The 24,575-nt window shown below is 51.8% G+C and carries 19 protein-coding genes; 4 read left to right on the forward strand and 15 right to left on the reverse strand.

Annotated elements, in window-relative coordinates:
* The first annotated feature begins 293 nt into the window (after positions 1 to 293).
* Together proP and pmrR are read left to right on the forward strand one after the other, a co-directional pair.
* Entirely contained in the window at positions 294 to 1,796 is a 1,503-nt protein-coding gene (proP, locus tag SBG_RS19540; RefSeq protein WP_000919715.1) for a glycine betaine/L-proline transporter ProP, read from the forward strand.
* 69 nt (positions 1,797 to 1,865) lie between these two features.
* Positions 1,866 to 1,955 (forward strand): LpxT activity modulator PmrR, encoded by a 90-nt coding sequence (gene pmrR / locus SBG_RS22320; protein WP_000844397.1) that lies wholly within the window; start codon positions 1,866 to 1,868, stop codon positions 1,953 to 1,955.
* An 8-nt stretch (positions 1,956 to 1,963) separates the two neighbouring features.
* Here pmrR and pmrB read toward each other — a convergent pair whose 3' ends face one another.
* From pmrB to melR, 7 genes are all read right to left on the reverse strand, one after another.
* Positions 1,964 to 3,034, reverse strand: coding sequence for a two-component system sensor histidine kinase PmrB (pmrB, locus tag SBG_RS19550; protein WP_079775146.1), 1,071 nt, complete (start codon positions 3,032 to 3,034; stop codon positions 1,964 to 1,966).
* A 9-nt stretch (positions 3,035 to 3,043) separates the two neighbouring features.
* Positions 3,044 to 3,712, reverse strand: a complete 669-nt coding sequence (pmrA, locus tag SBG_RS19555; RefSeq protein WP_000697892.1) for a two-component system response regulator PmrA — start codon at positions 3,710 to 3,712, stop codon at positions 3,044 to 3,046.
* The gene (gene eptA, locus SBG_RS19560; RefSeq protein ID WP_000919311.1) at positions 3,709 to 5,352 is read right to left on the reverse strand and encodes a phosphoethanolamine transferase EptA; all 1,644 of its coding nucleotides are present in this window, start codon (positions 5,350 to 5,352) and stop codon (positions 3,709 to 3,711) included. The genes pmrA and eptA overlap by 4 nt, the downstream gene beginning before the upstream one ends.
* Before the next feature lie 131 nt (positions 5,353 to 5,483).
* A complete protein-coding gene (gene adiC / locus SBG_RS19565; protein ID WP_000093130.1) occupies positions 5,484 to 6,821 on the reverse strand; it encodes an arginine/agmatine antiporter in 1,338 nt (445 codons plus the stop codon).
* A 139-nt stretch (positions 6,822 to 6,960) separates the two neighbouring features.
* Complete coding sequence (locus SBG_RS19570; RefSeq protein WP_001217070.1) at positions 6,961 to 7,722, reverse strand: AraC family transcriptional regulator; 762 nt, start codon at positions 7,720 to 7,722, stop codon at positions 6,961 to 6,963.
* A 298-nt stretch (positions 7,723 to 8,020) separates the two neighbouring features.
* Positions 8,021 to 10,288, reverse strand: a complete 2,268-nt coding sequence (adiA, locus tag SBG_RS19575) for an arginine decarboxylase (protein WP_088736685.1) — start codon at positions 10,286 to 10,288, stop codon at positions 8,021 to 8,023.
* 232 nt (positions 10,289 to 10,520) lie between these two features.
* Entirely contained in the window at positions 10,521 to 11,453 is a 933-nt protein-coding gene (melR, locus tag SBG_RS19580; RefSeq protein ID WP_015703099.1) for a transcriptional regulator MelR, read from the reverse strand.
* Between the two features lie 268 nt (positions 11,454 to 11,721).
* Here melR and melA point away from each other — a divergent pair, with 268 nt between their 5' ends.
* Both melA and melB read left to right on the forward strand, forming a co-directional pair.
* Complete coding sequence (melA, locus tag SBG_RS19585) at positions 11,722 to 13,077, forward strand: alpha-galactosidase (RefSeq protein WP_024135167.1); 1,356 nt, start codon at positions 11,722 to 11,724, stop codon at positions 13,075 to 13,077.
* Positions 13,078 to 13,166: 89 nt separating this feature from the next.
* Positions 13,167 to 14,597: a melibiose:sodium transporter MelB gene (melB, locus tag SBG_RS19590; protein WP_000028087.1), complete on the forward strand. Its 1,431-nt coding sequence runs from the start codon at positions 13,167 to 13,169 to the stop codon at positions 14,595 to 14,597.
* A 130-nt stretch (positions 14,598 to 14,727) separates the two neighbouring features.
* On the opposite strand, the gene fumA is transcribed toward melB, so the two are convergent.
* The 8 genes from fumA to SBG_RS19635 all read right to left on the reverse strand — a co-directional run bounded on the left by fumA (position 14,728) and on the right by SBG_RS19635 (position 24,562).
* A complete protein-coding gene (fumA, locus tag SBG_RS19595) occupies positions 14,728 to 16,374 on the reverse strand; it encodes a class I fumarate hydratase FumA (protein WP_000037206.1) in 1,647 nt (548 codons plus the stop codon).
* 95 nt (positions 16,375 to 16,469) lie between these two features.
* Entirely contained in the window at positions 16,470 to 17,810 is a 1,341-nt protein-coding gene (gene dcuB, locus SBG_RS19600; protein WP_000899151.1) for an anaerobic C4-dicarboxylate transporter DcuB, read from the reverse strand.
* 722 nt (positions 17,811 to 18,532) lie between these two features.
* A complete protein-coding gene (dcuR, locus tag SBG_RS19610) occupies positions 18,533 to 19,252 on the reverse strand; it encodes a two-component system response regulator DcuR (RefSeq protein ID WP_000611309.1) in 720 nt (239 codons plus the stop codon).
* Positions 19,249 to 20,880, reverse strand: a complete 1,632-nt coding sequence (locus SBG_RS19615) for a sensor histidine kinase (RefSeq protein WP_000682917.1) — start codon at positions 20,878 to 20,880, stop codon at positions 19,249 to 19,251. Before SBG_RS19615 ends, dcuR begins: the two co-directional genes overlap by 4 nt.
* A 77-nt stretch (positions 20,881 to 20,957) precedes the next feature.
* Complete coding sequence (locus tag SBG_RS19620) at positions 20,958 to 21,737, reverse strand: heme ABC transporter ATP-binding protein (protein ID WP_000140107.1); 780 nt, start codon at positions 21,735 to 21,737, stop codon at positions 20,958 to 20,960.
* Complete coding sequence (locus tag SBG_RS19625; protein WP_000198402.1) at positions 21,730 to 22,716, reverse strand: FecCD family ABC transporter permease; 987 nt, start codon at positions 22,714 to 22,716, stop codon at positions 21,730 to 21,732. Before SBG_RS19625 ends, SBG_RS19620 begins: the two co-directional genes overlap by 8 nt.
* Entirely contained in the window at positions 22,716 to 23,537 is an 822-nt protein-coding gene (locus SBG_RS19630) for a heme/hemin ABC transporter substrate-binding protein (RefSeq protein WP_000645816.1), read from the reverse strand. The genes SBG_RS19625 and SBG_RS19630 overlap by 1 nt, the downstream gene beginning before the upstream one ends.
* A complete protein-coding gene (locus SBG_RS19635) occupies positions 23,534 to 24,562 on the reverse strand; it encodes a hemin-degrading factor (protein ID WP_001017209.1) in 1,029 nt (342 codons plus the stop codon). Before SBG_RS19635 ends, SBG_RS19630 begins: the two co-directional genes overlap by 4 nt.
* Between the last annotated feature and the right edge of the window lie 13 nt (positions 24,563 to 24,575).

A 24,575-nucleotide genomic window follows, 5' to 3' on the forward strand; every position in this document is an offset into this window, starting at 1 on the left:
GCTGGTTATCGCTGGCGTTAGCGCGCTATTGTTTACACCTTTTGACTAAACTGACATATATGTGTGAAGTTGATCACATATTTAAACACTGTTAGGGTAAAGAGGTCATTAACTGCCCATTCAGGCGTCAACAGGTTCGGTTGTACAGTCCGTAACCGGACGGTGTAAGTAAACCTGCTACGCTTGTATGAGGGAGCGCATTGGCGCGTTTCCTCCGCTCGACGGCGACGCTGCCGCGGTATGCCAGTGCCCGCCGTCTATAGCGCCACCGGGCTTAGCCTATGAGGACAGCTATGCTGAAAAGGAAAAAAATAAAACCGATTACGCTGCGCGATGTGACCATCATTGATGATGGTAAACTTCGCAAAGCGATTACCGCCGCTTCGCTGGGTAACGCGATGGAGTGGTTTGATTTTGGTGTCTACGGATTTGTTGCCTATGCGTTGGGTAAAGTCTTTTTCCCTGGCGCCGATCCCAGCGTACAGATGATTGCCGCGCTGGCTACGTTTTCTGTTCCCTTCCTGATTCGACCGCTCGGCGGTTTATTTTTTGGTATGCTCGGTGATAAATACGGGCGTCAGAAGATCCTGGCGATTACCATTGTCATTATGTCGATCAGTACCTTCTGTATCGGATTAATACCCTCTTATGCCACCATCGGCATCTGGGCGCCGATTCTGTTGTTGCTGTGTAAAATGGCGCAGGGCTTCTCGGTAGGCGGAGAATATACCGGCGCGTCGATCTTTGTGGCTGAATATTCACCAGACCGTAAGCGTGGCTTTATGGGAAGCTGGCTGGATTTTGGTTCCATCGCAGGCTTTGTGCTGGGCGCGGGCGTAGTGGTATTAATCTCGACGATTGTCGGCGAGGAGAATTTCCTGGCGTGGGGCTGGCGTATTCCGTTCTTTATCGCCCTGCCGTTAGGGATTATTGGTCTCTATTTACGCCATGCGCTGGAAGAGACGCCAGCGTTTCAGCAGCATGTGGATAAGCTGGAACAGGGTGACCGCGAAGGGCTGCAGGATGGTCCAAAAGTTTCCTTTAAAGAGATTGCGACTAAACACTGGCGTAGCCTGCTGGCGTGTATCGGTCTGGTGATTGCCACCAACGTGACCTACTACATGCTGCTTACCTACATGCCGAGTTACCTGTCGCATAACCTGCACTATTCTGAAGATCACGGTGTGTTGATTATTATCGCCATTATGATCGGGATGCTGTTTGTGCAGCCAGTGATGGGGTTACTGAGTGACCGTTTCGGTCGCCGTCCGTTTGTGATTATGGGCAGTATCGCGCTGTTTGCACTGGCGATACCGGCCTTTATTCTGATTAACAGTAATGTTATCGGTTTGATTTTCGCCGGTTTGTTGATGCTGGCGGTGATCCTGAACTGCTTTACCGGCGTGATGGCCTCAACGTTGCCAGCGATGTTCCCGACGCATATTCGTTACAGCGCGCTGGCAGCGGCCTTTAACATTTCGGTGTTGATTGCCGGCCTGACGCCGACGCTGGCTGCCTGGCTGGTGGAAAGTTCGCAGGATCTGATGATGCCGGCCTACTATTTGATGGTCATTGCGGTGATAGGCTTGATTACCGGTATCGCCATGAAAGAGACAGCGAATCGGCCACTGAAAGGCGCGACGCCGGCGGCGTCGGATATTCAGGAAGCGAAGGAAATTCTGGGCGAGCATTACGATAATATTGAACAGAAGATTGAAGATATCGATCAGGAAATCGCGGAATTGCAGGCCAAACGTTCGCGTTTGGTACAACAGCATCCGCGCATTGATGAATAAATGTCGCGCTTAAGGTTCGCTTAATCTCTCGCTGGCACACTCTCCTCCATACCTTTGGAGGAGAGCGTCATGAAAAGCTATATTTATAAAAGTTTGACGACCCTGTGTAGTATGCTGATTGTCAGCAGTTTTATCTATGTGTGGGTTACAACGTATTAAACGTCTGTTTATGCCTTTTTCAACAGCACCCAGGCGCGGGTGCCTGTTGTACCGGTACGGTTTTGCAGGAAAAACTGTCCCTGATGCAGTTGAGTGATGCGGCTAACGATGCTTAGTCCCAGCCCAATACCGCCATAACGGCTGTCCATTCGTACAAACGCCTCGCTTAACTTCCCGCATTTGCTTTCATCAATACCTGGCCCCTCGTCTTCGACCGCCATGATAGCGTCGGGATCGGCGCTAATATGGAGGGTGATATGGGTTCCTTCCGGACTGTAGCGGTGCGCATTTTCTACCAGGTTTCGCAGCAGCATACGCAGTAACGTCGCGTCGCCGCGTACCACCACATCCGCCGCGCTTTCCGGCAGCAATAGCGTTTGCTGGCGCGTTTCCAGCATGGTGTTCAGCTCATCGTAGGAGGGGAGAATCACATCTTCCAGCAGTTTTACTTCCTGATAATTACCGGAAGAGAATGACTGGCCCACGCGCGCCAGTTGCAGAAGTTGGGAGACACTATCCATCATCTGGTCAAGACGGGCGATAAGCGGCGCGACATCAATATTGTGGGATTTTGACAATAACTCCAGATGCAAACGCACCCCCGCCAGTGGGGTACGTAGCTCATGGGCTACATCGGCGGTAAAAAGGCGTTCATTGTCGAGCGTGGTGGTCAAGCGCGTCACCAGTTGATTGAGCGCGGAGACGACGGACTCAATCTCAAGTGTGGAGCTGTGAATAGCGATTGGCGCCAGATTGTCTGCCGTTCGTGCTTCCAGCTCTTTTTGCAGATCGGCCAGCGGGCGGGTAATACGCCGTACCGCCTGGTAGCAAATCAGCAGCGTCAGGCTAACCATAAATACGCCAGGGACGATCAGACTGGCGACCGCTTCGCGAATTTCGTGCATGATATGGCGATCGTTGTTGCGATTATCCCGCAATGCCTGCTCGAACAGCTGGATTTGTTCGGTGCTTTCATGCCATAGCCAGAAGGTGCTGATTAACTGGAATATCAGCAGAATGAGCCCAATTGTCAGCATTAAACGCTGGCGAAGGGTCATCGCTCTTTGCCGAAAACGCATCAGGCTCACTTAGCTTTCCTCAGTGGCAACCAGCATGTAGCCAAACCCGCGAACCGTGCGAATGCGCGCTTTACCGACTTTGTCGCGCAAGTTATGAATATGCACTTCCAGAGTGTTGGTCGAAGGTTCGTTATCCCAGTTGTAGATATCGTTATACAGAATCTCCCGGTGTACCGGGCTGCCCGCTTTGAGCATCAACCGTGACAGCAGGGCGTACTCTTTAGGCGTCAGGGTTAGCTCCTGGCCGTCCATCCAGACCTGGTGCCGTCCCATATTAAGCGTCAGTTTGCCGACTGTCAGTTCACTTTCGCCCTGATTATTATGGCGGCGCAGCAGCGCGCGGATACGGGCGTGCAACTCCTCCAGGGCGAAGGGTTTAACCAGGTAATCGTCCGCGCCGACGTCCAGCCCGGTGATGCGGTCATTGAGCGTATCGCGGGCGGTCAGAATGAGTACCGGCAGAGTATATTTTTTCTGTCGCACCCGTGCCAGAAAGTGCAGGCCGTCCTCATCGGGCAACCCTAAATCCAGCACCATCAGACTGTAATGACCTGACTCCAGACTATGTTCGGCAGCACGTGCTGTCGAAACGCCATCGCAGGCGTAACCTTCAGTTTGCGCGGCGAGTATTAACCCCTGTAATAATAGCGTGTCGTCTTCAACAATCAGTATCTTCATTCGCTTAGTCTCCTGCATGGTTGCAGAATATCATCTGCGGCCTGGTAATACGTCGTTTGTACGCCAGTTAATCCCAGCATGGTTGAGAAAAGGTTGTCATGCGAATAATCCAGCGTGCTCGCCCGTTTTTGCAGGCAGGCCTGATCCACCTGATAACGCTGTTGATAATCTTTAGAAAGCCAAATGAGCATCGGGACATGTTTTTGCGTATCCGGCGCAATGGAATACGGCAGACCGTGTAAATAAACGCCATTTTCACCCAATGATTCGCCATGGTCGGAAAGATAGACCAGGCTGGTTGTGAATTTATCCTGATGCGATTTCAGCAGGTTAATGGCTTTATCCACAATATAGTCCACGTACAGCACGGTATTATCATAGGTGTTGACCAATTGCTGTTGGGAGCAGTTCTGAATTTCATTGGTGTCGCAGGTTGGCGTAAATTTTTTAAACTGCGGTGGGTAACGGTTGTAATAGGTTGGTCCGTGGCTGCCAATGGTATGCAGTACAATGACGCCATCGCCTTTCAGGTGATCAATATAGTCTTCCAGACCGTGAAATAACACCTCATCATAGCATTCGCCGTCAATACACTGCCCGGGCAGGTTTAGCTCGGTGACATTTTGATGCGGAACGCGATCGCATGCGCCTTTACAGCCGCCGTCATTGTCATTCCATAATACGTTGATCCCCGCGCGCTGGATTATATCCAGTAACCCTTCCTGGTGGTGCGCTAATTCTTCATCATAATGTTTGCGCGGCATATCAGAGAACATGCAGGGAACGGAGATCGCGGTCGCTGTACCGCAAGATGTCGTATGCGGAAAGTAGACCACATCGTCTTTCGCCAGTCGCGGATTGGTGTCGCGCGGATAACCGCCAAGAGAGAAATTATCCCCGCGCGACGTTTCGCCGACAATGAGAATCGTCAGGTTCTTGCGATCGCCTTTCAGCATTAACGGATTACGATGCGCATCCTCGCCAATGCGTACCAGCGGCAAATTCGCCAGCCGTTGATGCGAATACCATGACCAGCCAGCGACAATACTGTTGGAGGGGCTTAATGTTTTGATCAGTTGTTTATTATTTCTGAAGAGCGATGCGTAATCTTTATAGAAAAAGGCAGCGACCAGAATAATTAATAAAACAGAGATCAGGACGCTGGCTATGCGGTAAAGGCCGCTGCGTAGCCGCGGCGTCGCGGGGCGGATTTTGACCCAACAGGCAATCACTGCCGCCAGAATACCGCTTAATCCCAGCGTCAGCACCATTTGCGGCGTCATCAGCGCAAAAGTTTCCGCGGGGGTGGTATCCATCATATTGGTGATCATGGAACGATCGATGATGATGCCGTAAGTCAGAATAAAATACTGGGCGGCAGCGCCAGCCAGAATAAAAATGCAGGCCAGCAGTCGGTTTAGCCAAATAAATGAGGCCAGCGTTAGCACGCTATTGACAACGCTGAAGGCGACGACCGGCATGGAAATAAATACCAGTACATTGCGCAGTGAGTTTAACGGCAGGTCTTGCAGTACATTCTTATAGAATGCAACGTTCAGGCAAACAGCAATATAAAAAGAAAAAAGCAGAAGCCAGGCGATTTGCCCAAGAACAGGTCTTTTTAGAAAGCGCTTTAACATGTTGATGCGTCCATCGATTCAGTGACGCTAATCGTGACAAAGTAAAATTAAGTGAACCTTAAGAACTTAATGTTGGTGATGGCCGGGTAACGTTTGTTACCCGGACTATTACGAGGAAATTAACGACGTGGTTAATCCTGTTTAACCGGCGCATCCAGCGGATACGGGTTTTTGTGGATGCGGTTGTAATTCAACGCATACAGTGCGGTGATAACCATCAACGTGACGAATGACCACATCACTTCTTTGGCGCCGGAGCCGATGACCGCCCAGATGCAATATACAAACGCAACGAAGGTAATCAATAAATACAGTGGGCGCGCTTTACCAAAGTGCCCATGGCCCAACAGCAACAGTGCGGCACAGGTGTAAAGATAAGGCACCAGGGTGAAGATGACCGACACAGAGGAGACCAGACCAAACTCTTTCGCAGCGTTTGGCGACATACTGCTGAACTGGAAAATAGTCATCAGTACGCCGACGATAAGCAACCCTGCCACTGGCGTACCGGCTTTATTAACCCGGGCAAAGATGGGTGGGAAGAGACCGTCATCCGCCGCCGCTTTTGCGGTTTGGCCAGCAAGCAGCGTCCAGCCCCCGAGAGAGCCCAGGCAGCCTGCCGCTGCACAGAAGGAAACAATCGCGCCAGCGGTATCGCCCAGTGCCATACGTGCCGCGTCACCGAAAGGCGATGCTGATACGCGCAACGCCGCGTTGGGTATCATCCCCATAATGGCCGTTGTGGAGAGTACATAGCAGACGGCGGCAATCAGTACCCCGCCGATAGTGGCGATAGGCACGTTGCGTTTCGGATTTTTTACTACCCCGGCTGCAACGGAGGCGCTTTCTACCCCGATGAATGACCACAGTGTAACGTTCAACGTGCTTTGGATCGCGCCGAAGGTGTTCATGCCGCTCACGTTCCAGGCCGCCATATAGGTTTCGCCTTTAAACCAGAACCAGCCGAAGACGGCAATCCCTACGATAGGTACCAGCGCCAGTACGGTGGCGACGGCCTGGACGCGGGTAATCATTTTTGGCCCCACGATGTTCAGCAGGACGAAAATCCACAGTACCGCGACGCAGGTCAGCGTTAATACCAGAGGATCTTTCAGAATCGGGAAGAAGTAGCTCAGATAGCCGACGCCGATAACCACCATCGCGATATTACCGATCCAGCACGCCAGCCAGTACAGTACGTTCGTTTGATAACCTAAAAACGGTCCGAAGCAGCGGCGTGCATAAGCATAAGACCCGCCGGGACTGGGATCTAAGGACGACATTTTGGCATAAACCATCGACAGCGCCAGGGCGCCGATGATAGTGACCAGCCATCCGTAGATTGCAATCCCGCCAGTGGCCGCCAGGTTGGCAGGGAGTAAAAATACCCCTGAACCCATAATATTCCCCGAGACCATTAAGGTGACGGGGATTAGGCCCACTTTGTGAGCATCAGCATCCGAAGACATAATTTGGACTCCTGAAAAGGTGACTTCGTTACGATAAATTACGTCGTATCATACCCCCTCAGAATGCTGCTGAATTATATCGGGGACGGGTTATCGCCAATGCTGATATTATCGTGTCTTATTGTTGAGTGTGTAAAAATTAGGCGGCTGATCGTTCCCGATGTTGGCTAACATAATGCAGAGGGGTCATGCCATAAAACTCTTTAAACACAGAGATAAAGTACGACGTGCTGTTATACCCACAAAGTTGTGAGACTTGCGAGATATTCTTTCCTTCCATTAATAGTTGGTTTACTGCATAACGCATTCGGCAGGTGGTGATTATTTGGCTATAACTGGTATTTTCATTTTTGAGCTTTTTCTTTAGCAAACTTGGGCTCAGGCATAAGCAGCTGGCGACGGTGCTCAGATTCCATTCTTTATGAATATCGCTTTGAATGATGTGGTAAACGCTGTCGCTGATACGGTTGCGCAGCATATGCATTAGCAAGGGAATAAATGTCTTATGGTCAAGAAAGCGGGATAAAACGGTGAAAAGGAGAGAGCGGGTACGTTCAATGGCCATTTCATCTTGCGTTTCCGTCGCACTGTAACGGGCTGCGATTCTGAAAATATCCGGCGTCAGGCAAGTATCGGTCAATAAGGGGATGGCATTGCGTTGCCAGACGGGGAGATGGGAAAGATCTTTATTCAGAAACTGTAAGTAGTCTTTAATTGTATTGCGACTCACTGGTATTACTAGCACGCTATTTAATGATGGAACTTCGATAACGTTATTTTCGCAAGCCAGAATGGCCATATGATTTGCTTTTAACCCGATTGGCTCCCTACCATTGATGCGTAACCATGTTTCTTTTTCAGCTAATAAAACTATGCAAGGCTCGTTGCTGCAAATCCTCATACCCGAACTCCTGGAATATGAACATAAAAAACCGTATCTCGCCAAACGGGAAAGATAACGGGGTTGACTCAATTGTGTGATGAATTGAAGCTGCACTAAAATAACTTTCCTGAATAATATTACAATATTTGTACGATGAATTACGGTGTACAAAAAGTTGTACGCTAGTGGCAACCTGTCATTTTTGTATAAAAAAAAAGCGCGGGATGGGGCCCGCGCAAAAAGGTATGACAGTATTATTGTTTTGCAGCAATACTCAGGGAATACACGTCATCCTCAAAAAAAAGACTATCTGTGATTAGGCTTTCACGCACATAACGTGATATACGCCGTCAATAATTTCCGTACCCTCAGTTTCATGTTCAAAGCCAGGGAAGTGATGATCCCATGATTGCAGAGAGCGTAAATAACCTACCTGCGGACTGTTTTCATCACCGAAGTTTTCGCCGGAAAGCAGCATCGGGATTCCTGGCGGGTAAGGAATAACCGAGTTTGCCGCAATACGACCCGGCAGATTTTCAATCGCCACCATCTCAATATCGTCGTTCACGATCGCGTTATAGGCGTCGCGCGGAGTGATATCCGCAGCCGGCAGGGTGGAATAGGCGGCGTTGAGATGGGCGCCAGGATTATTTTCACGTAGCCAGGCAAACATTTTGTCGCCCAGATCATGAATACCCATATTGGCATAGGTGTCAGGATAATCCTGCACCAGCTCCGGCATTACCTGCGCGAGCGGCGTATTCGCATCATAATGGTGTTTGAAGGAACACAGAGTGTTGATCAGCGTGCCCCATTTCCCGCGAGTTACCCCCATGGAGAACAGGAACATAATCTGGAAGTCGGTGGTGCGGGTCGGTACGATACCGTGGCGGCCAAGCCATGCAGTAACCAGCGCAGCAGGTACGCCGGATGTTTCCAGCTCACCGTCGTCGCCCATGCCTGGTGCCAGGATACTGACTTTAATCGGGTCCAGCATACTCCAGTTATCCGGCAGATCTTTAAAGCCATGCCAGGTTTCTCCGGGACGCATGACCCAGCAGTTCTGGTCGGTTGCCAGCAGTTTTGCCGGCGCGTCGGCGAAGTCATACGTTTTACCGGTTTCTGGATCGGTGACCACGTCCTTATTCCACGGTTTAAAGAACCAGTCGCCTTCTTCAGTAAATTCTTTATAAAGACGCGCCATCGCCTGACGGAAATCGACCGCTTCGTCAATCACCTCTTGAGTGAGTGACAGACCGCTGTTGCCGTCCATCATGGATACCGCCACATCGTTAGAGGCGCAGATGGCATATAACGGAGAGGTGGTGGCGTGCATCATATACGCCTGATTGAAGCGGGAGAAATTCACCGCGCCACGGCCTTCACGTACGTGAATGTAAGAGGCTTGTGAAAGCGCATTAAGCAGCTTGTGAGTGGAGTGAGTGGCAAAAACGGTTGGGCCGTTATGGTCGCCTGGTTCGCCGCGCATTGCGTAGTGATCGTGATAAATCGGATTGAAACGCGCATAGCCATACCAGGCTTCGTCGAAGTGAATACGATCGCAGGTTTCTGCGAGTAGCTCCTGTGCCTCTTTGGCGTTATAACATACGCCGTCGTAGGTACAGTTGGTCACGACGCTGTAAGACGGTTTCTGGCCCGCTTTGGCTTTGGTCAGCGGACTTGCGCTGATTTTCTTCTGCAAGGTTTCAGGCTGCATTTCCTGCGGATAGATTGGCCCGATAATACCGTAACGGTTACGGCTGGGTACCATATATACCGGTTTGGCCCCGGTAAGGATCAGCCCCTGTTCGATAGATTTATGACAGTTACGATCCAGTACGACGACATCATTATCTGTCATGCAGGCTTGCATAATGGTGCGGTTAGAACCGGATGTCCCGACAACCACGGACCAGGAGCGGTCAGCGCCGAATACGCGAGCGGCATTTTTTTCGCTTTCGCCAAACGCGCCGGTATGGTCAAGTAGCGAACCGAGCGTAGTACGTTCAATCCCCATATCGCTGCGGAACAGATTTTCGCCATAGTAGTCGTGGTAAAAGCGACCGGCGGGTGTTTTAGTGAAACCGACGCCGCCCTGATGTCCCGGCGCTGCCCAGGAATATTCATGAATGTCGCTGTATTTCATCAATGCGTTGAACAGCGGCGGTAACAGTTGTTCACGATATCGGGTCATCGCGGCGACGGCGCGCCCGGCGATAAAGTCAGCGGTGTCTTCCAGAATCCAGGCGAATTCATCGACAAGCTCCAGCAGATCGCGGTCCAGCGATGCCGTCGCTTTTTCCCTGTCACCTAACAGGAAAACGGGCACATTTTGCTGGCGCTCGTGAAGCTTACCGATCAATTGCCTGACGCTCAGGTGCTCATCCGGCTGTTCCATTTGATAGCTGAACATCAAACAGTCAATGGCTTCGTTAGAGGACAGGATGGCATAACCGTCATCGAAGGATGTCGATTTAATGACGGTCACATTTTGTTGGCTCAGAGCATCAGCCAGACGCTCAACAGCGTTGCCAACCCAGGTGTCCTGATGCAGAAACTCACTTTCAACAATTAATACTTTCATCATCTTTTACCCGGTTGTGGAGGTCGTGCAATTTACCCGTTGCAGACCCGCCGTATGAATATGACGTGGGCAAGTATTACCCCGCCAAACAGGGGGTGTAAAGCGGATAAAAAATAGCCGGTTATTAATATTAATTGTTAATTAACAATAAGTTAATTATTGATGGCGGGTGTTTTAACCAATGGTTTATCGACAGGTGAATTATTTTTTTGGCTGATAGTGATATCAGACTTCAGCCGGGCATTGTCTGACGCCGTTGCTGGCTGAGTTTGCGATATTGTTGCGGCGACATACCGACGAATTTGTTGAATGTACTGTAGAAGCGGCTGCTGGATCGGAACCCGGCGGTCAGAGCAACATCAAGGATCGTTTTGTCGGTATCGCTCAATAAGGCGCGTACATGATTGATGCGCATTGCCGTGATGTACTGCTTCATGGTCAACTGCATCACGCGCTGAAATATCCCCATCGCGTAGTTGGCATTGAGTTTTACATGCTCCGCGACGGCATTGATGGTCAGCGCCTGATCGTAATTATCGGCAATAAAACCCAGCATCTGGCTGACGTAAAACTGTGCATGGCGCGAGACGCTGTTTTCATGCGTGCGCGAGGTTTTATTGAGCAAAATAGGCTGCCAGCCGGAAAGACTAAAGCGTTTAAGCATCAGGCCGATTTCATCGATCGCCAATTGGCGAATTTGTTCATTCGGACTGTTGGTTTCCTGCTGCCAGCGTAATACTTCCAGGGTGCTAAGCTGCTGGGTGGCCAGCGATTTCACCACCATTCCATGAGTGACATGGTTGATAAGCTCGCGATCCAGCGGCCAGGAGAGAAACAGATGCATCGGCAAACTGAAAATCGCCATCTGTCGACAGTTGCCGGGACGGGTAAGCTGGTGCGGCGTACAGGCCCAAAACAGGGTGATATGTCCCTGCTTTATCTGCACGACTTCATTATTGATTAAATACTCCACATCGCCGTCAAACGGAACATTCACTTCTACCTGCCCATGCCAGTGACTACTGGCCATCTTATGCGGCGGCCTGAGTTCAACATCCAGGCGTTGATATTCAGAATAAAGCGACAGCGGGCTACGGGTCTGCTTTTCATCGCCGTTGCACATGTGCGGATCGGGCGGGAGAAAGGGGAATGGCTGGTTATTCATCATCGCTCCATTTCCTGAATTATCAGAATTATGCTCGTTTAGCCCGAGGAAAAACGAGGAACCGGGCACAGAATCCGTCGATATTGTAGAGCGTAGCCTGACTCTCAGGCCGAATACTCTACTTTTTACGCTGTTTTGTCCCAAAAACTCAGATCTTCCGCTCGCCAGCAGAAGATCTGAGTTTTTGGGAATGCTTATTGGGGAAGCCGGAGGTTTTCACCGGGGACGCGTGCCACCATGAAGAGGTTCACTATTGTTCTGGAGAGTCATGATGACGGCACCCAAAATCACTTTTATTGGCGCAGGTTCTACGATTTTTGTCAAAAATATTCTCGGCGATGTGTTTCACCGCCCGGCGCTGAAGTCGGCGCATATCGCCCTGATGGATATTGACGAAACCCGACTTGAAGAGTCGCATATTGTGGTGCGAAAACTGATGGACTCGGCGGGCGCGTCTGGCCGGATTACTTGCCATACCAACCAGAAAGCGGCGTTACAGGATGCCGATTTCGTGGTGGTCGCCTTCCAGATTGGCGGCTATGAACCCTGTACGGTGACCGATTTTGAGGTTTGTAAACGTCATGGTCTGGAGCAGACGATTGCCGATACACTGGGCCCGGGTGGCATTATGCGCGCGCTGCGTACTATTCCGCATCTGTGGCAGATCTGCGAAGACATGACGGAAGTCTGCCCGAAGGCTACCATGCTTAATTACGTCAATCCGATGGCGATGAATACCTGGGCGATGTATGCCCGTTACCCACTTATCAAACAGGTTGGCCTGTGCCACTCGGTACAGGGAACGGCAGAAGAACTGGCGCGCGATCTGAGTATCGATCCCATCTCGCTGCGCTACCGCTGCGCCGGAATTAACCATATGGCGTTTTACCTGCAACTGGAGCGCAAAACGGCTGACGGGACCTACGTTGATCTTTATCCGGAACTGCTGGCGGCATACAACGCCGGGCAGGCGCCAAAGCCAAATATTCACGGCAATGAACGCTGCCAGAATATTGTCCGCTATGAGATGTTCAAAAAACTGGGCTACTTTGTCACCGAGTCTTCCGAGCATTTTGCTGAGTACACGCCGTGGTTTATCAAACCGGGACGTGAAGACCTGATTGCGCGATACAAGGTCCCGCTGGATGAATATCCCAAACGTTGTGTTGAGCAGTTAGCGAACTGGCACAAGGAGCTTGAGGAGTACAAAACGGCGGAACGTATTGAGATTAAACCGTCGCGGGAATATGCCAGCACTATCATGAATGCGATCTGGACCGGCGAACCGAGCGTAATTTATGGCAACGTACGCAATGACGGTCTTATTGATAACCTGCCACAAGGGTGCTGCGTGGAGGTTGCCTGCCTGGTCGATGCAAATGGTATCCAGCCGACGAAAGTGGGGACGATCCCGTCGCATCTGGCGGCGATGATGCAGACCAATATCAACGTTCAGGCTCTTCTAACGGAAGCCATTCTGACGGAAAACCGTGACCGCGTTTACCATGCGGCCATGATGGATCCGCACACCGCCGCGGTACTGGGCATTGAGGAAATTTACGCGCTGGTGGATGACCTGATCGCCGCACACGGCGACTGGCTACCGGCCTGGTTACATCATTAATCTCTCTGACGCCGGGGACGCCCCGGCATTTTATCTCTGACGTTTCCCATTACAGAAGGCGGGCGCTGGCAACAGTGACCCGGTACCCTATGAGCATATCAATGACAACAAAACTCAGTTATGGATTCGGAGCGTTTGGTAAAGATTTCGCGATCGGTATTGTTTACATGTACCTCATGTATTACTACACCGATGTGGTCGGGCTATCGGTGGGGCTTATCGGTACGCTCTTTTTGGTCGCCCGGATTTGGGATGCGGTAAACGACCCGATCATGGGCTGGATCGTCAACGCCACCCGGTCGCGGTGGGGGAAGTTTAAGCCCTGGATTTTAATTGGAACGCTGGCGAATTCGTTGGTGTTATTTTTGGTTTTTAGCGCGCATTTGTTCGAAGGGACGACGCAGATTGTTTTTGTTTGCGTCACCTACATCCTGTGGGGAATGACCTATACCATTATGGATATTCCTTTCTGGTCACTGGTGCCGACGATTACGCTGGACAAGCGCGAACGCGAGCAACTGGTGCCATTCCCGCGTTTCTTCGCCAGCCTGGCCGGGTTTGTCACCGCCGGGGTGACGTTGCCGTTTGTCAACTACGTTGGCGGCGCCGATCGGGGATTTGGTTTTCAGATGTTCACGCTGGTGCTGATTGTATTCTTTATCGCCTCGACAATCGTTACGCTGCGTAACGTGCATGAGGTCTACTCATCTGACAGCGCGGCAAGCGCCGACGGCGGTCGGCTGACCTTAAAAGCCATTGTCGCGCTGATTTATAAAAACGACCAACTCTCTTGCCTGCTGGGGATGGCGCTGGCGTATAACGTAGCCTCTAACATCATCAACGGCTTTGCGATTTATTACTTCACCTATGTGATTGGCGACGCCGATCTGTTTCCCTATTACATGTCCTACGCGGGGGCGGCTAACCTGTTGACGCTGGTCTTTTTCCCGCGTCTGGTGAAGTGGTTGTCGCGGCGAATCTTGTGGGCAAGTGCGTCTATTTTGCCGGTATTAAGCTGTGTCGCGCTGCTGGGGATGGCGCTGGTGGGGTATCACAATGCCGCGCTGATCGTGTTTGCTGGTGTGCTCATGAATATCGGCACCGCTCTCTTTTGGGTGTTACAGGTCATTATGGTGGCGGACACCGTGGACTATGGTGAATACAAACTGCATGTTCGCTGCGAGAGTATTGCCTATTCGGTGCAGACCATGGTGGTAAAAGGCGGTTCCGCGTTTGCTGCGTTCTTTATTGCTGTGGTTCTGGGGATGATTGGCTATACGCCAAATGTTGCACAGTCCACGGAGACGTTGCAAGGAATGCAATTTATTATGATTGCGCTGCCCTCGCTATTTTTTGTCATCACGCTGGCGCTTTATTTCCGCTTCTATCGTCTGAACGGCGATATGCTGCGTAAGATTCATATCCACCTGCTGGACAAGTATCGGCCAGCGCCGCCATGCGACGAGCCGACGGATATTCCGTCGCTTTCTGTGGTAGCGACTGGCGATGTGAAGGCGTGAGTATGGCGCTTTCTGACTTTCCCATATCGTCCGGATGCGCGTTACGCTATCCGGTAATGAACCGATAGTGCAGACCAGAAAACCGTGGGACCGATGGCAAAAGTTTGCTGTCAGTCCCACGGTGATAGCGTCATTTCGCGCAGTTAGCGCACTGCTTGCTGACGATCTGCTGGAAGAAATCGTTGCCTTTGTCATCCACCAGGATAAAGGCCGGGAAATCTTCTACTTCAATTTTCCAGATCGCTTCCATACCGAGCTCCGGATACTCGACGCACTCCAGATGTTTAATGCTCTGCTGCGCCAGTACCGCCGCCGGGCCGCCGATACTGCCGAGATAGAAACCGCCGTGTTTTTTACAGGCGTCCGTGACTTGTTGGCTACGGTTGCCTTTCGCCAGCATGATCATACTGCCACCGTGGGATTGCAGCAGATCGACATAGGAGTCCATACGGCCTGCGGTGGTGGGGCCTAAAGAACCCGACGGATAGCCCGCTGGCGTTTTTGCCGGGCCGGCGTAATAGATCGGATGATCCTTGATGTACTGCGGCAAGCCTTCGCCGGACTCAATGCGTTCTTTCAGCTTCGCATGCGCAATATCACGACCCACGATGATGGTGCCGGTCAGCGACAGACGAGTAGATACCGGATACTGAGAAAGCTGCGCGAGGATCTCTTGCATCGGGCGGTTAAGATCAACTTTTACCGCGTCGCCTTCGCCCGCCTGGCGCAGCGCTGGCGGAATATACTGGCCCGGGTTGTGTTCCAGTTTTTCGATCCAGATGCCTTCGCGGTTGATTTTCGCTTTAATATTACGGTCTGCCGAGCAGGAGACTCCCATCCCTACCGGACAGGAAGCGCCGTGGCGCGGCAGGCGAATCACACGAATATCGTGGGCGAAATATTTCCCGCCGAACTGGGCGCCGAGGCCAAGTTTTTGCGCTTCGATCAGTAATTCCTGTTCCAGTTGACGATCGCGGAATGCCTGGCCGTGCTCGTTGCCTTCAGTCGGTAGCGTGTCGTAATAGTGGGTACTGGCGAGTTTTACGGTTTTCAGCGTGCTTTCCGCAGACGTGCCGCCAATCACAAACGCGATATGGTATGGCGGGCAGGCTGCGGTGCCCAGCGTGCGCATTTTCTCAACGAGGAAATTTTTCAGTTTATCTGGCGTGAGCAGCGCTTTGGTCTCCTGATAGAGATACGTTTTGTTCGCCGAACCGCCGCCTTTTGCCACGCAGAGAAACGTATACTCGTCGCCGTCGACGGCATACAGATCAATTTGCGCAGGCAGGTTGCTGCCAGTATTGACCTCTTTGTACATATCCAGCGGCGCGTTCTGCGAATAGCGCAGGTTATCTTCGGTATAAGTATTAAACACACCTTTAGAGAGCGCGGCCTCATCACCGCCGCCTGTCCAGACGCGCTGGCCTTTTTTACCCATAATAATCGCTGTGCCGGTATCCTGGCAGGTCGGCAGAACCCCTTTGGCGGCGATATCGGAGTTTCTTAAAAATTGCAGCGCCACGTATTTATCGTTTTCGCTGGCTTCGGGATCATGAAGAATAGAGGCGACTTGCTGCTGGTGTTCGGGACGGAGCATGAACGAGGCATCGTGGAAGGCTTGCTGGGCCAGTAGCGTTAGCGCCTGTGGTTCAACATTGAGAATAGATTCTCCGTTAAATTCGCTGACGCTGACATAATCGGAGGTGAGCAGGTAGTACTCTGTTTTGTCCTCTCCCATCGGGAAAGGTGCCTGATAAATGAACTCTTTTTTCGACATATGCTTTCAGCCTAATAGTAAGAAAATGTATTAAGAGCCTTATGGACCAGGCTCTAAGTCGCGCGCCGCGCATAACCGGACGGCGCGCGCTGCCATTACAGAAATCCGTACATAGCGGCAAAGATCCAGCCAAAGACGCAGGAAACGCTTACGCCAATTAAACCCGGCAGAATGAAGCTGTGGTTAATGACGAAACGGCCAATATGGGTCGTGCCGGAACGATCAAACTGAATTGCCGCCAGATCGCTTGGATAGGTCGGCAGGATGTAGTAGCCATAACATGCCGGCGCAGAAGCCACGATATAAGCTGGATCGACGCCGATAGCCAGCGCGACGGGAACAATCGCCGCCAGTGCCGCTGCCTGGGAGTTCACAAACTTGGAAACTAATAGCAGAACGATGGCGTAAGCCCACGGATACTCTTTGACCATTTCTCCCAGCACGCCCTGGATTTCTGACATATGCGCGCCGAACATGGTTTCCGCCATCCAGGCAATCCCGTATACCGCGACAATCGCAATCATACCGGAACGAAAGACTTCGTTTTTTGAGATAGACGCAGGATTGGTTTTGGTCAAAATAATGATGAGCGCCCCGGTCAGCAGCATAAACATCTGAATGACCAGTACCATCGACAGCGGTTTGCCGCCGAAAGAGGGACGCAGAGTAGCGTCTGCCCCCAGGATAGCCACCACGGCGATAGCCGCCAGAAAGATCCACATCGCCAGCCAGTTGCTTTTCGGCAATTTTTTATCCAGCAGCGTCGCGGTATCGCCGTACACGTACTGACGGTTTTCCGGCACAGAGATAAATTTTTGAAACGCTTCGTCTTTATCCAGATCTTTACCACGGAACCAGCTAAAAATACCAATGGCCAGGATGCCGAGAAGAGTAGACGGGATGGTGATAGAAAGCAGATCGAGGAATTCGAGGTGTCTGCCGTCGAACGTCACGTTGCCCAGCATCGCCACCAGCGAGACAACGGCGACAGAAACCGGACTGGCGATGATGCCCATTTGTGCGCCGATGGAACTGGCCGCCATTGGACGCTCCGGACGGATATTGTTCTTGATCGCTACGTCGTAGATGATCGGCAGAATGGTGTAGACCACGTGGCCTGTACCGCACAGAATCGTCAGAGTACAGGTGACGAAGGGTGCCACGATAGAGACATATTTTGGATTGCGGCGCAGCAGTTTTTCGGCAATCTGCAACATCACATCCAGACCGCCTGAAGCCTGTAACGTTGCCGATGCAGCCACCACCGCGATAATGACCAGCATGACGTCAACGGGGGGTTTACCTGGCTGGAGATGGAACACAAACACCAGAATGACCAGACCGATCCCGCCTAATAACCCGAGCGCGATCCCGCCCTTTCGGGCACCATAAAACAGACATATTAATATTATGAGAAGCTGTATACTAAATAACATTTTTATTTACCCTCGCAATAAACCCAGTCAATTTTGATAAATGGATCACAGCCATCTTCTGATTTGTATGAATGAACATCAGAAAATGGTGAATATTCAACGCGCCAGTGGCGACAATTAACGATCAAACGTTTTATAAAGTTGCTTTAAGTAATTATTTTCTTGCAATAGCGATGTTCAGAGGATGTCATCCTCTGGCGATGGGCAGGTGGAACGAGTGAGAGCAGGAAGTTGTGATTTATCTTTTTGAAAAATAATCCTGTTTTTTGTTTGCTTTGTGTCGTTCCATCATATGAATTATGGGATAAATCAAACAGAATGTGATTTATGTGACCATTATCACGCCATTTTTTTAAATAATTTGTATGACGTCTGGAGACGATTTCCTGCTCACAAATATACGTATTGTCCATAGGCGTAGCACGAGCTCCATGGCTACAAACTTAATTTTATTTAAGTATCAGGATAATTTCGGTTCAATCCCTTTTTTAATAAAAATACACACTCTCTGCCGGGGATAATACTTAATTAAGTTTTGTTATCGTTTTGAAATTAAAAACAGCGCATGACGCTGCAATAACAAAAAATAACGTTAATATGCCTGCGTTGAGTATATTTGATCTGGCACAATTTTCCAGATTTGTTATTAATGTGATAGCGTTTTATTATTGTAATAATTGTTACCAATATATAACGCTTCGTGTCGGATTCATGTTATCACCTTACTGGCAATATTGCTTAAGTAAAGAGTAATGTTCCGGCTGAACGCGGTAGCGGTAGACCGGTCTGCCGGTTACGCCGTAATGAATGCTGGTAAACAAGATATGACAGTTCACCAGCCAGATAAGATATTTACGACAGGAAACCCGTGAGATATTCACTTCGCTAGCCAACTCGTCAGTGGAAAATTCCTGCTCTTGATGCGCATCGATCCACTGACACAATGTGCGTAGCGTTTGTTGCGTCAGCCCTTTCGGCAGCCGGCGAGGTTCCTGCTCGCTGGAGGCATGGCCGTGAATGAGGAGATCAAGCTCAGACTGTTCATAATACTGGCGCTCTTCCATCGCCGTTTTCTTACGTAGCCAGCCGGTCAGCGCTTCTTCAAAGCGCGTGGCCTGGAAAGGCTTGATCAGATAATCCACCACGCCATAGTGCAGCGAGTTTTTAATGGTGGCGGCGTCTGCGGCAGACGAAATCACAATAACGTCGCTTTTGCAGCCTGCGCTGTGCAGGACAGGCAGCAGATCCAGTCCATTTTCCTGTTGCATATAGATATCCAGCAGGATCAGGTCAATGTGATTTTCACTGTTGAAGATAAACTCTTTCGCTTTTTCCAGCGTCGAAGCGGTACCACAACAATGAAAACCGGAAATTTGCGCGACGTAACGGCGATTTAACTCCGCCACCATCGCATCGTCATCGACAATTAATACATTGATCATAGGCTGGTCCTTTCCCCGTCCCAGGGTAACTGTACAAAAAATTGTGTGAAGATCCCGGGTTCGGATTCCACAGAAATCACGCCGCCAAGTGCTTCAATTTGCTGTTTAACCAGCGCTAAGCCGACGCCACGATCGGCGCCTTTTGACGAAACGCCTTTTCCAAATATCACGTCGATGTTTTCAGGCTCAATACCGGGGCCATCGTCGCTGACTTCGCAATGTAGCCAGCCATGACGGTAGTGTAACGAAACACTGATTTCTCCGCCGGGCTCCTGACCCAGCGCTTCCAGCGCATTTTCAATCAAATTACCCAGTGCCGTAATCAGCGCTGTGACCTGATCTTCATTGTGATTATCCGGTAACTGGCTGTCGCTGCTTATCACCAGGCTGTGCCCTGAATCAGAAGCGCGATTGATTTTGCTGAGCAAAAAGCCAGCGATGATCAGTGACTTGATTTTACCCAGCAGTACACCAATCTCTTCCTGATAGTTATTAGCCGTCTTGATAATATATGCTTCAAGCTGCTTATAACGCTTCAGATGCAATAATCCCAGAATCACATGTAATTTGTTCATGAATTCGTGGGATCGTTCACGGAGCGCGTCCGCGTAGTTCACCATTCCGTCCAGCCGTTGCATCAGTTGGCGAACTTCTGTTTTATCTCTGAAGGTTGATATTGCACCAATAATTTTACCGTTACTACGTATCGGAACGGTGTTAACGAGCAGCAGACGGCCTTTGACGATAATTTCTTCATCGCGACGCGGCGTACCGTCGTGCAACACGTCGTTAATGTCTACCACCTGCGACCAGGCATGACTCAGCGTGGATAATTTGGCGTCATCCTGCGTTTTTCGATAATCGAGCAGATCCTGCGCAGCAGGGTTAATCAACGTCACCTCGCCGCTATCATCGACGGCGATAACCCCTTCTTTGATTGACTGCAGCATTGCCTGACGCTGTTCAAAAAGGGTTGATATCTCATAGGGCTCCAGCCCAAACAAGATACGTTTTAATACCTTGACCAGCACATACGTTCCTAGTAAACCAACCAGCGCGCCGAACAAAATAGACCAGATAATGCTACCGCGGCTATTGTTGATCTGCTGCGTAACGTGTTTGAGTTCCAGGCCAATCGCCACAACGCCTATCTGCCGGTGGCGTTCATCATAAACCGGCGTGAAAACACGCAACGCCCTGGCGAGAAAACCGCGATTAATGGCAACATTCTCTTTTCCCTGTAACGCGAGCAGTATATCGTCGCCTTTGAATGGTTGACCGATTCGCTGCGCTTCTGGATGCGAATAACGGATACCCTGCATATTGGTCACCACAATAAACAAAAAGCCGTTATGGTGACTCACCGTTTCGGCGAGCGTCTGAATGCCGCTTTCCGCGGGCGCTTTTTTCAGTCCCTGGCGAACTGTCGGAGAGTCCGCCAGCGAGCGGGCCACCGCCAGCGCTTTATCCGCCAGAGCATCACGCGTCATGCTGCTGATTTGTGAAAAATAGATCAGATGGACCACGACGAGCACCGAGAACAAGACGGCGCTGACCATCAGGATGACGGTCGTGCCGAGTTTCATGGGGCGTTTGCGGAACGCCCGGCATGGCGGGGAGTGTTTCATAGTGGGCCTGAACTGACGAATCGTAGGGCTATTATCCCTGATGAAGCGTCTAATTCAAAGGGAGTACCCGGCAGGGGCTAGGGGGCAAGAAAGACCTGCGGCGTATCGGTATGTGGGTGAACGCCAACCTGAACATCGGCGCCATACCAGTGCGCAAGCGTACGGGTCTGTAAAACGGTTTTAGGCGATCCTTGCGCGGCAATCGTACCGCCATGCAGCAAAATAATGCGATCCGCCCAGAGCGCCGCCAGGTTGAGATCATGCAGTACAACGCAAACGTGAAGATGTCCGGAGCGGGTCAACGATTTCAGCAGCCGCAACAGGTGCTGCTGGTGGAAGAGATCCAACGCTGAGGTCGGTTCATCCAGAAAAAGCCAGCCGCGCGGCGCATTGTTATCCCATAGCTGTGCCAGCGCGCGGGCGAATTGTATGCGCTGTCGTTCGCCGCCGGAAAGGGCAGCATAGCGTCTTCCCGCCAGGGGCAGGCAGCCGGTGATCTGCATAACGTGCTGAATAATCGATACTTCAGGTGCTGGCGTCCAGGGTATCCGCCCCATGCCGATTACCGCCTCTACCGGCCAGTCGAAGCCCATCTGCGTTTGTTGCAGCATCACGGCCCGGCGGCGTGAAAGCGCTTGCGCTGGCCACTGTGCCAGCGCTTTTCCCGCCAGAATGCAATGCCCGTCGGCAGGCGGGAGATAGCCGGTCAGTAAGCGTAGCAGCGTTGATTTACCTGCGCCGTTGGGGCCGATCAAAGTGACAAGTTCCCCCGGAGAAAGCGTAAGAGAAACATCGTGAATAAGCGTCTTGTCAGCGACGGCGTAGCGGATATTTTCGGCAATAAGCCGTTCAGTCATGTGATGTTCCCCGACGAAAAATAAGCCACAGAAACCACGGTGCTCCCAGCAAACTGGTTAATAGCCCGACGGGCATTTCTGCCGGGGCTACCAGTGTGCGGGCGAGGGTATCGGCCAGTAACAGTAACAAAGCACCCGCCAGCACGCAGCCGGGGATCGTCGCGCGATGATCGGCCCCCAGCCACATACGAATCAGGTGCGGTACTACCAGGCCAATAAAACCGATAATCCCACTGACGGCAACCGCGGCGGCAACCAGCAGGGCGCTGGTTGTCAGCAGGATACGTTGTATCGTTCGCACATTAACACCCAGATAGTGCGCCTCTTCCTCTCCCAGTTGCAGCAGGTTAAGCGCGGCAGCAAAGCGCCAGATAATCCATACCGTCGGTAACATGAATGATGCGACCGCCAACAGCGTTGACCACTGAGCTTGTCCCAGGCTGCCCATCCCCCACAGGGAAAGCTGGCGTAACTGAGCGTCATTACTCACCCATGACAACACGCCCACCGCCGCGCCGCATAACGCATTTATCGCGATACCAATCAGTAATAGCCTTGATAGCGTACCGTCTTGCTGCCGACTGAGCAGAAAAATGACCGCCGTGGCCGCCAGAGCGCCGAGAAATGCAGCCAGCATCGGGGCGTAGAGCATCAACAGCGGCGGCAGCGCCAGTGGCAACACCACCCACAGCGCAACGGCTAACGCCGCTCCGCTACTGATCCCAAGTAGCCCCGGATCGGCGAGAGGATTACGAAATAATCCCTGCATCACGCACCCTGCCAGCGCCAGCGAACCGCCGATAGCCAGCGCAAGCAGTACGCGAGGCAGGCGAATGGTAAACCAGATCTGACGCAAGGCGTCGTCGCGCCAAATCAGGCTGACAGGCAGGCGTAGCGCGCCAAATCCGCTCGCCGCCACTGTTCCCAGCACCAACAACAGGGCAAGCGCATATAACGAAAAGGTGATCCGCCGCGTCATCAGGGTAACGACTCCGCTTTGGCCCGTAACTGTTGGATCGCCTGTGGCGTGCGCACGCTAAAACCGAGCAGCGCCATATCATCCACTGCCAGCACTTGTTTATGTCGCCCTGCCGGAGTCTGCGCCAGCCCTGGCAGCTCCCAGAGGGCGTCTTCGCCGCCGATAGCCGCGAGTCCCTCCTTTGGCACCACGACGAAATCGGGGCGACTGGCAATGACGCCTTCCTGGGTCAGTGGTTGATAACGTGAAAAGCCTTGCATAGCGTTTTGCAGCCCTGCGGCGCGAATAGCGGCATCCGCCGCCGTATGTTGCCCGGCGGCCATCGCGCTCATACCGCTGTGGTTAAGAATAAACAGCACGCGTCGATTGAGCGGGGCCGTTGGCAGAGTGGCAATGGTGTTGCGCAGCGTCGTGCGCAGGGATTCGCCTTCTGCCGAACGGCCTGTTGCCTGGGCGATAATACGGACTTTTTCATCGATCGCCTTGAGGTCATTATCGCCCGGTACAATAATGACGTTAACGCCGCTTTGCGCTAACTGTTTGAGCGTTAGCGAGGGCTGTGCCTGGCTGCTGGCCAGTACTTTATCGGGACGCATGGCGAGAATACCTTCCGCATTCAACTGACGCAGATAGCCGACATCCGGTAGAGCGGTGACTTCTGGCGGCCACTGGCTGGTGCTGTCACGGGCGACAAGCGACGACTGTGCGCCGAGGGCGTAGATAATCTCCGTCACATCGCCGCCGAGCGCGATCACTCTTTCCCCGGCGGCGGCTAATGCCGCCAGAGGCAGAACGATGATCAGGACAAGCAACGCTTTCATGCTGCCAGCCCTTTTACTGCCAGTGCATCGATTTGTTGCCGCCACTGGGCTTGTTCCGGTTCCCCTTCGCTACGTTGTCCATAAAGCTGGGCGATTTGCGTACCGTCGTGGGCAAATAACTCCAGGCTGGTCACGTGCCCGTCCGCGGTCGGTTTACGCGTCACCCAGGCTTCGGCAATGCTCTCCTCCCGTAAATGGAGCGTAAAGGTAGGGTTGAAGATATTCAGCCAGCCTTTCATTGGGGTGACGTTTTTAATCGCGCCAGTAAAGATTTGCACGCAGCCTCTGTTGCCGACAAACACCATAATTTCATTACCCGCATTAAGCGCTGCGTCAAGGATCTGGGCCAGAGCGTTATTGGGTACTTTACAGGCCAGATCGTCGGCAACCCGTTCGAAAGCCTGCTGACGAGTCAGGTTGTGCCGTTTTAGTAAGGTAAAGAACTGGTGGACGTCGGTCATCGCTCGCCATTCGCGTTCAACGGTGGTGGCATCAATCGTTGAGGGCGCAGTGGGCGGTTCAGCGTCTTTTAGCGTCAGCGGCTTATTTTCTGGTGTGTTAAAGCGTTTGAGCAGCGCTTCCCAGGCGGGCTGATGCGTATTCTGTGTGACGTAAACTTTCAGTAGCGCATCGCCCTGATGATCAAAAAACTGAATACTTTGCCGTTCGCCGCGAGCGGTAGTTTCCCGGAGATGGAATACGCTGGCCCACTGGTTGAGAAACAGGCGCAGGTCAAGCGCGCGCGGGTTCAGTACTAGTCCGGCATGGTCGCCCAGATGCTGATGGGTAAAAGCGCCAATCTGCTCATGGACTGCATATTCATTGCGGCAAATGCATTTTGTCTCGCCTGCGGACTCCAGCGCCGCGAGAATTTCATGGATATCGTCGTGTAGCCGCCAGGCGTCATGACCAACCCTGGCGAAGGCGAGTTCCGCTTCGCTGATATGCATCTGTTTTGCAATATCACGCGCATACGCTCCTGGATGCTGTTTTTTGAGTTCAAGCCAGCGGGTGTAATGATTCATTTTTTCCTCCTTC

The sequence above is a fragment of the Salmonella bongori NCTC 12419 genome, assembly GCF_000252995.1.
GTDB lineage: Bacteria > Pseudomonadota > Gammaproteobacteria > Enterobacterales > Enterobacteriaceae > Salmonella > Salmonella bongori.

Excerpts from the sequence above, each read along its gene's own strand:
- proP (WP_000919715.1), top strand. The coding sequence starts at position 294 with ATGCTGAAAAGGAAAAAAATAAAACCGATTACGCTGCGCGATGTGACC.
- pmrR (WP_000844397.1), top strand. The coding sequence starts at position 1,866 with ATGAAAAGCTATATTTATAAAAGTTTGACGACCCTGTGTAGTATGCTG.
- pmrB (WP_079775146.1), bottom strand. The coding sequence starts at position 3,034 with ATGCGTTTTCGGCAAAGAGCGATGACCCTTCGCCAGCGTTTAATGCTG.
- pmrA (WP_000697892.1), bottom strand. The coding sequence starts at position 3,712 with ATGAAGATACTGATTGTTGAAGACGACACGCTATTATTACAGGGGTTA.
- eptA (WP_000919311.1), bottom strand. The coding sequence starts at position 5,352 with ATGTTAAAGCGCTTTCTAAAAAGACCTGTTCTTGGGCAAATCGCCTGG.
- adiC (WP_000093130.1), bottom strand. The coding sequence starts at position 6,821 with ATGTCTTCGGATGCTGATGCTCACAAAGTGGGCCTAATCCCCGTCACC.
- SBG_RS19570 (WP_001217070.1), bottom strand. The coding sequence starts at position 7,722 with ATGAGGATTTGCAGCAACGAGCCTTGCATAGTTTTATTAGCTGAAAAA.
- adiA (WP_088736685.1), bottom strand. The coding sequence starts at position 10,288 with ATGAAAGTATTAATTGTTGAAAGTGAGTTTCTGCATCAGGACACCTGG.
- melR (WP_015703099.1), bottom strand. The coding sequence starts at position 11,453 with ATGAATAACCAGCCATTCCCCTTTCTCCCGCCCGATCCGCACATGTGC.
- melA (WP_024135167.1), top strand. The coding sequence starts at position 11,722 with ATGATGACGGCACCCAAAATCACTTTTATTGGCGCAGGTTCTACGATT.
- melB (WP_000028087.1), top strand. The coding sequence starts at position 13,167 with ATGAGCATATCAATGACAACAAAACTCAGTTATGGATTCGGAGCGTTT.
- fumA (WP_000037206.1), bottom strand. The coding sequence starts at position 16,374 with ATGTCGAAAAAAGAGTTCATTTATCAGGCACCTTTCCCGATGGGAGAG.
- dcuB (WP_000899151.1), bottom strand. The coding sequence starts at position 17,810 with ATGTTATTTAGTATACAGCTTCTCATAATATTAATATGTCTGTTTTAT.
- dcuR (WP_000611309.1), bottom strand. The coding sequence starts at position 19,252 with ATGATCAATGTATTAATTGTCGATGACGATGCGATGGTGGCGGAGTTA.
- SBG_RS19615 (WP_000682917.1), bottom strand. The coding sequence starts at position 20,880 with ATGAAACACTCCCCGCCATGCCGGGCGTTCCGCAAACGCCCCATGAAA.
- SBG_RS19620 (WP_000140107.1), bottom strand. The coding sequence starts at position 21,737 with ATGACTGAACGGCTTATTGCCGAAAATATCCGCTACGCCGTCGCTGAC.
- SBG_RS19625 (WP_000198402.1), bottom strand. The coding sequence starts at position 22,716 with ATGACGCGGCGGATCACCTTTTCGTTATATGCGCTTGCCCTGTTGTTG.
- SBG_RS19630 (WP_000645816.1), bottom strand. The coding sequence starts at position 23,537 with ATGAAAGCGTTGCTTGTCCTGATCATCGTTCTGCCTCTGGCGGCATTA.
- SBG_RS19635 (WP_001017209.1), bottom strand. The coding sequence starts at position 24,562 with ATGAATCATTACACCCGCTGGCTTGAACTCAAAAAACAGCATCCAGGA.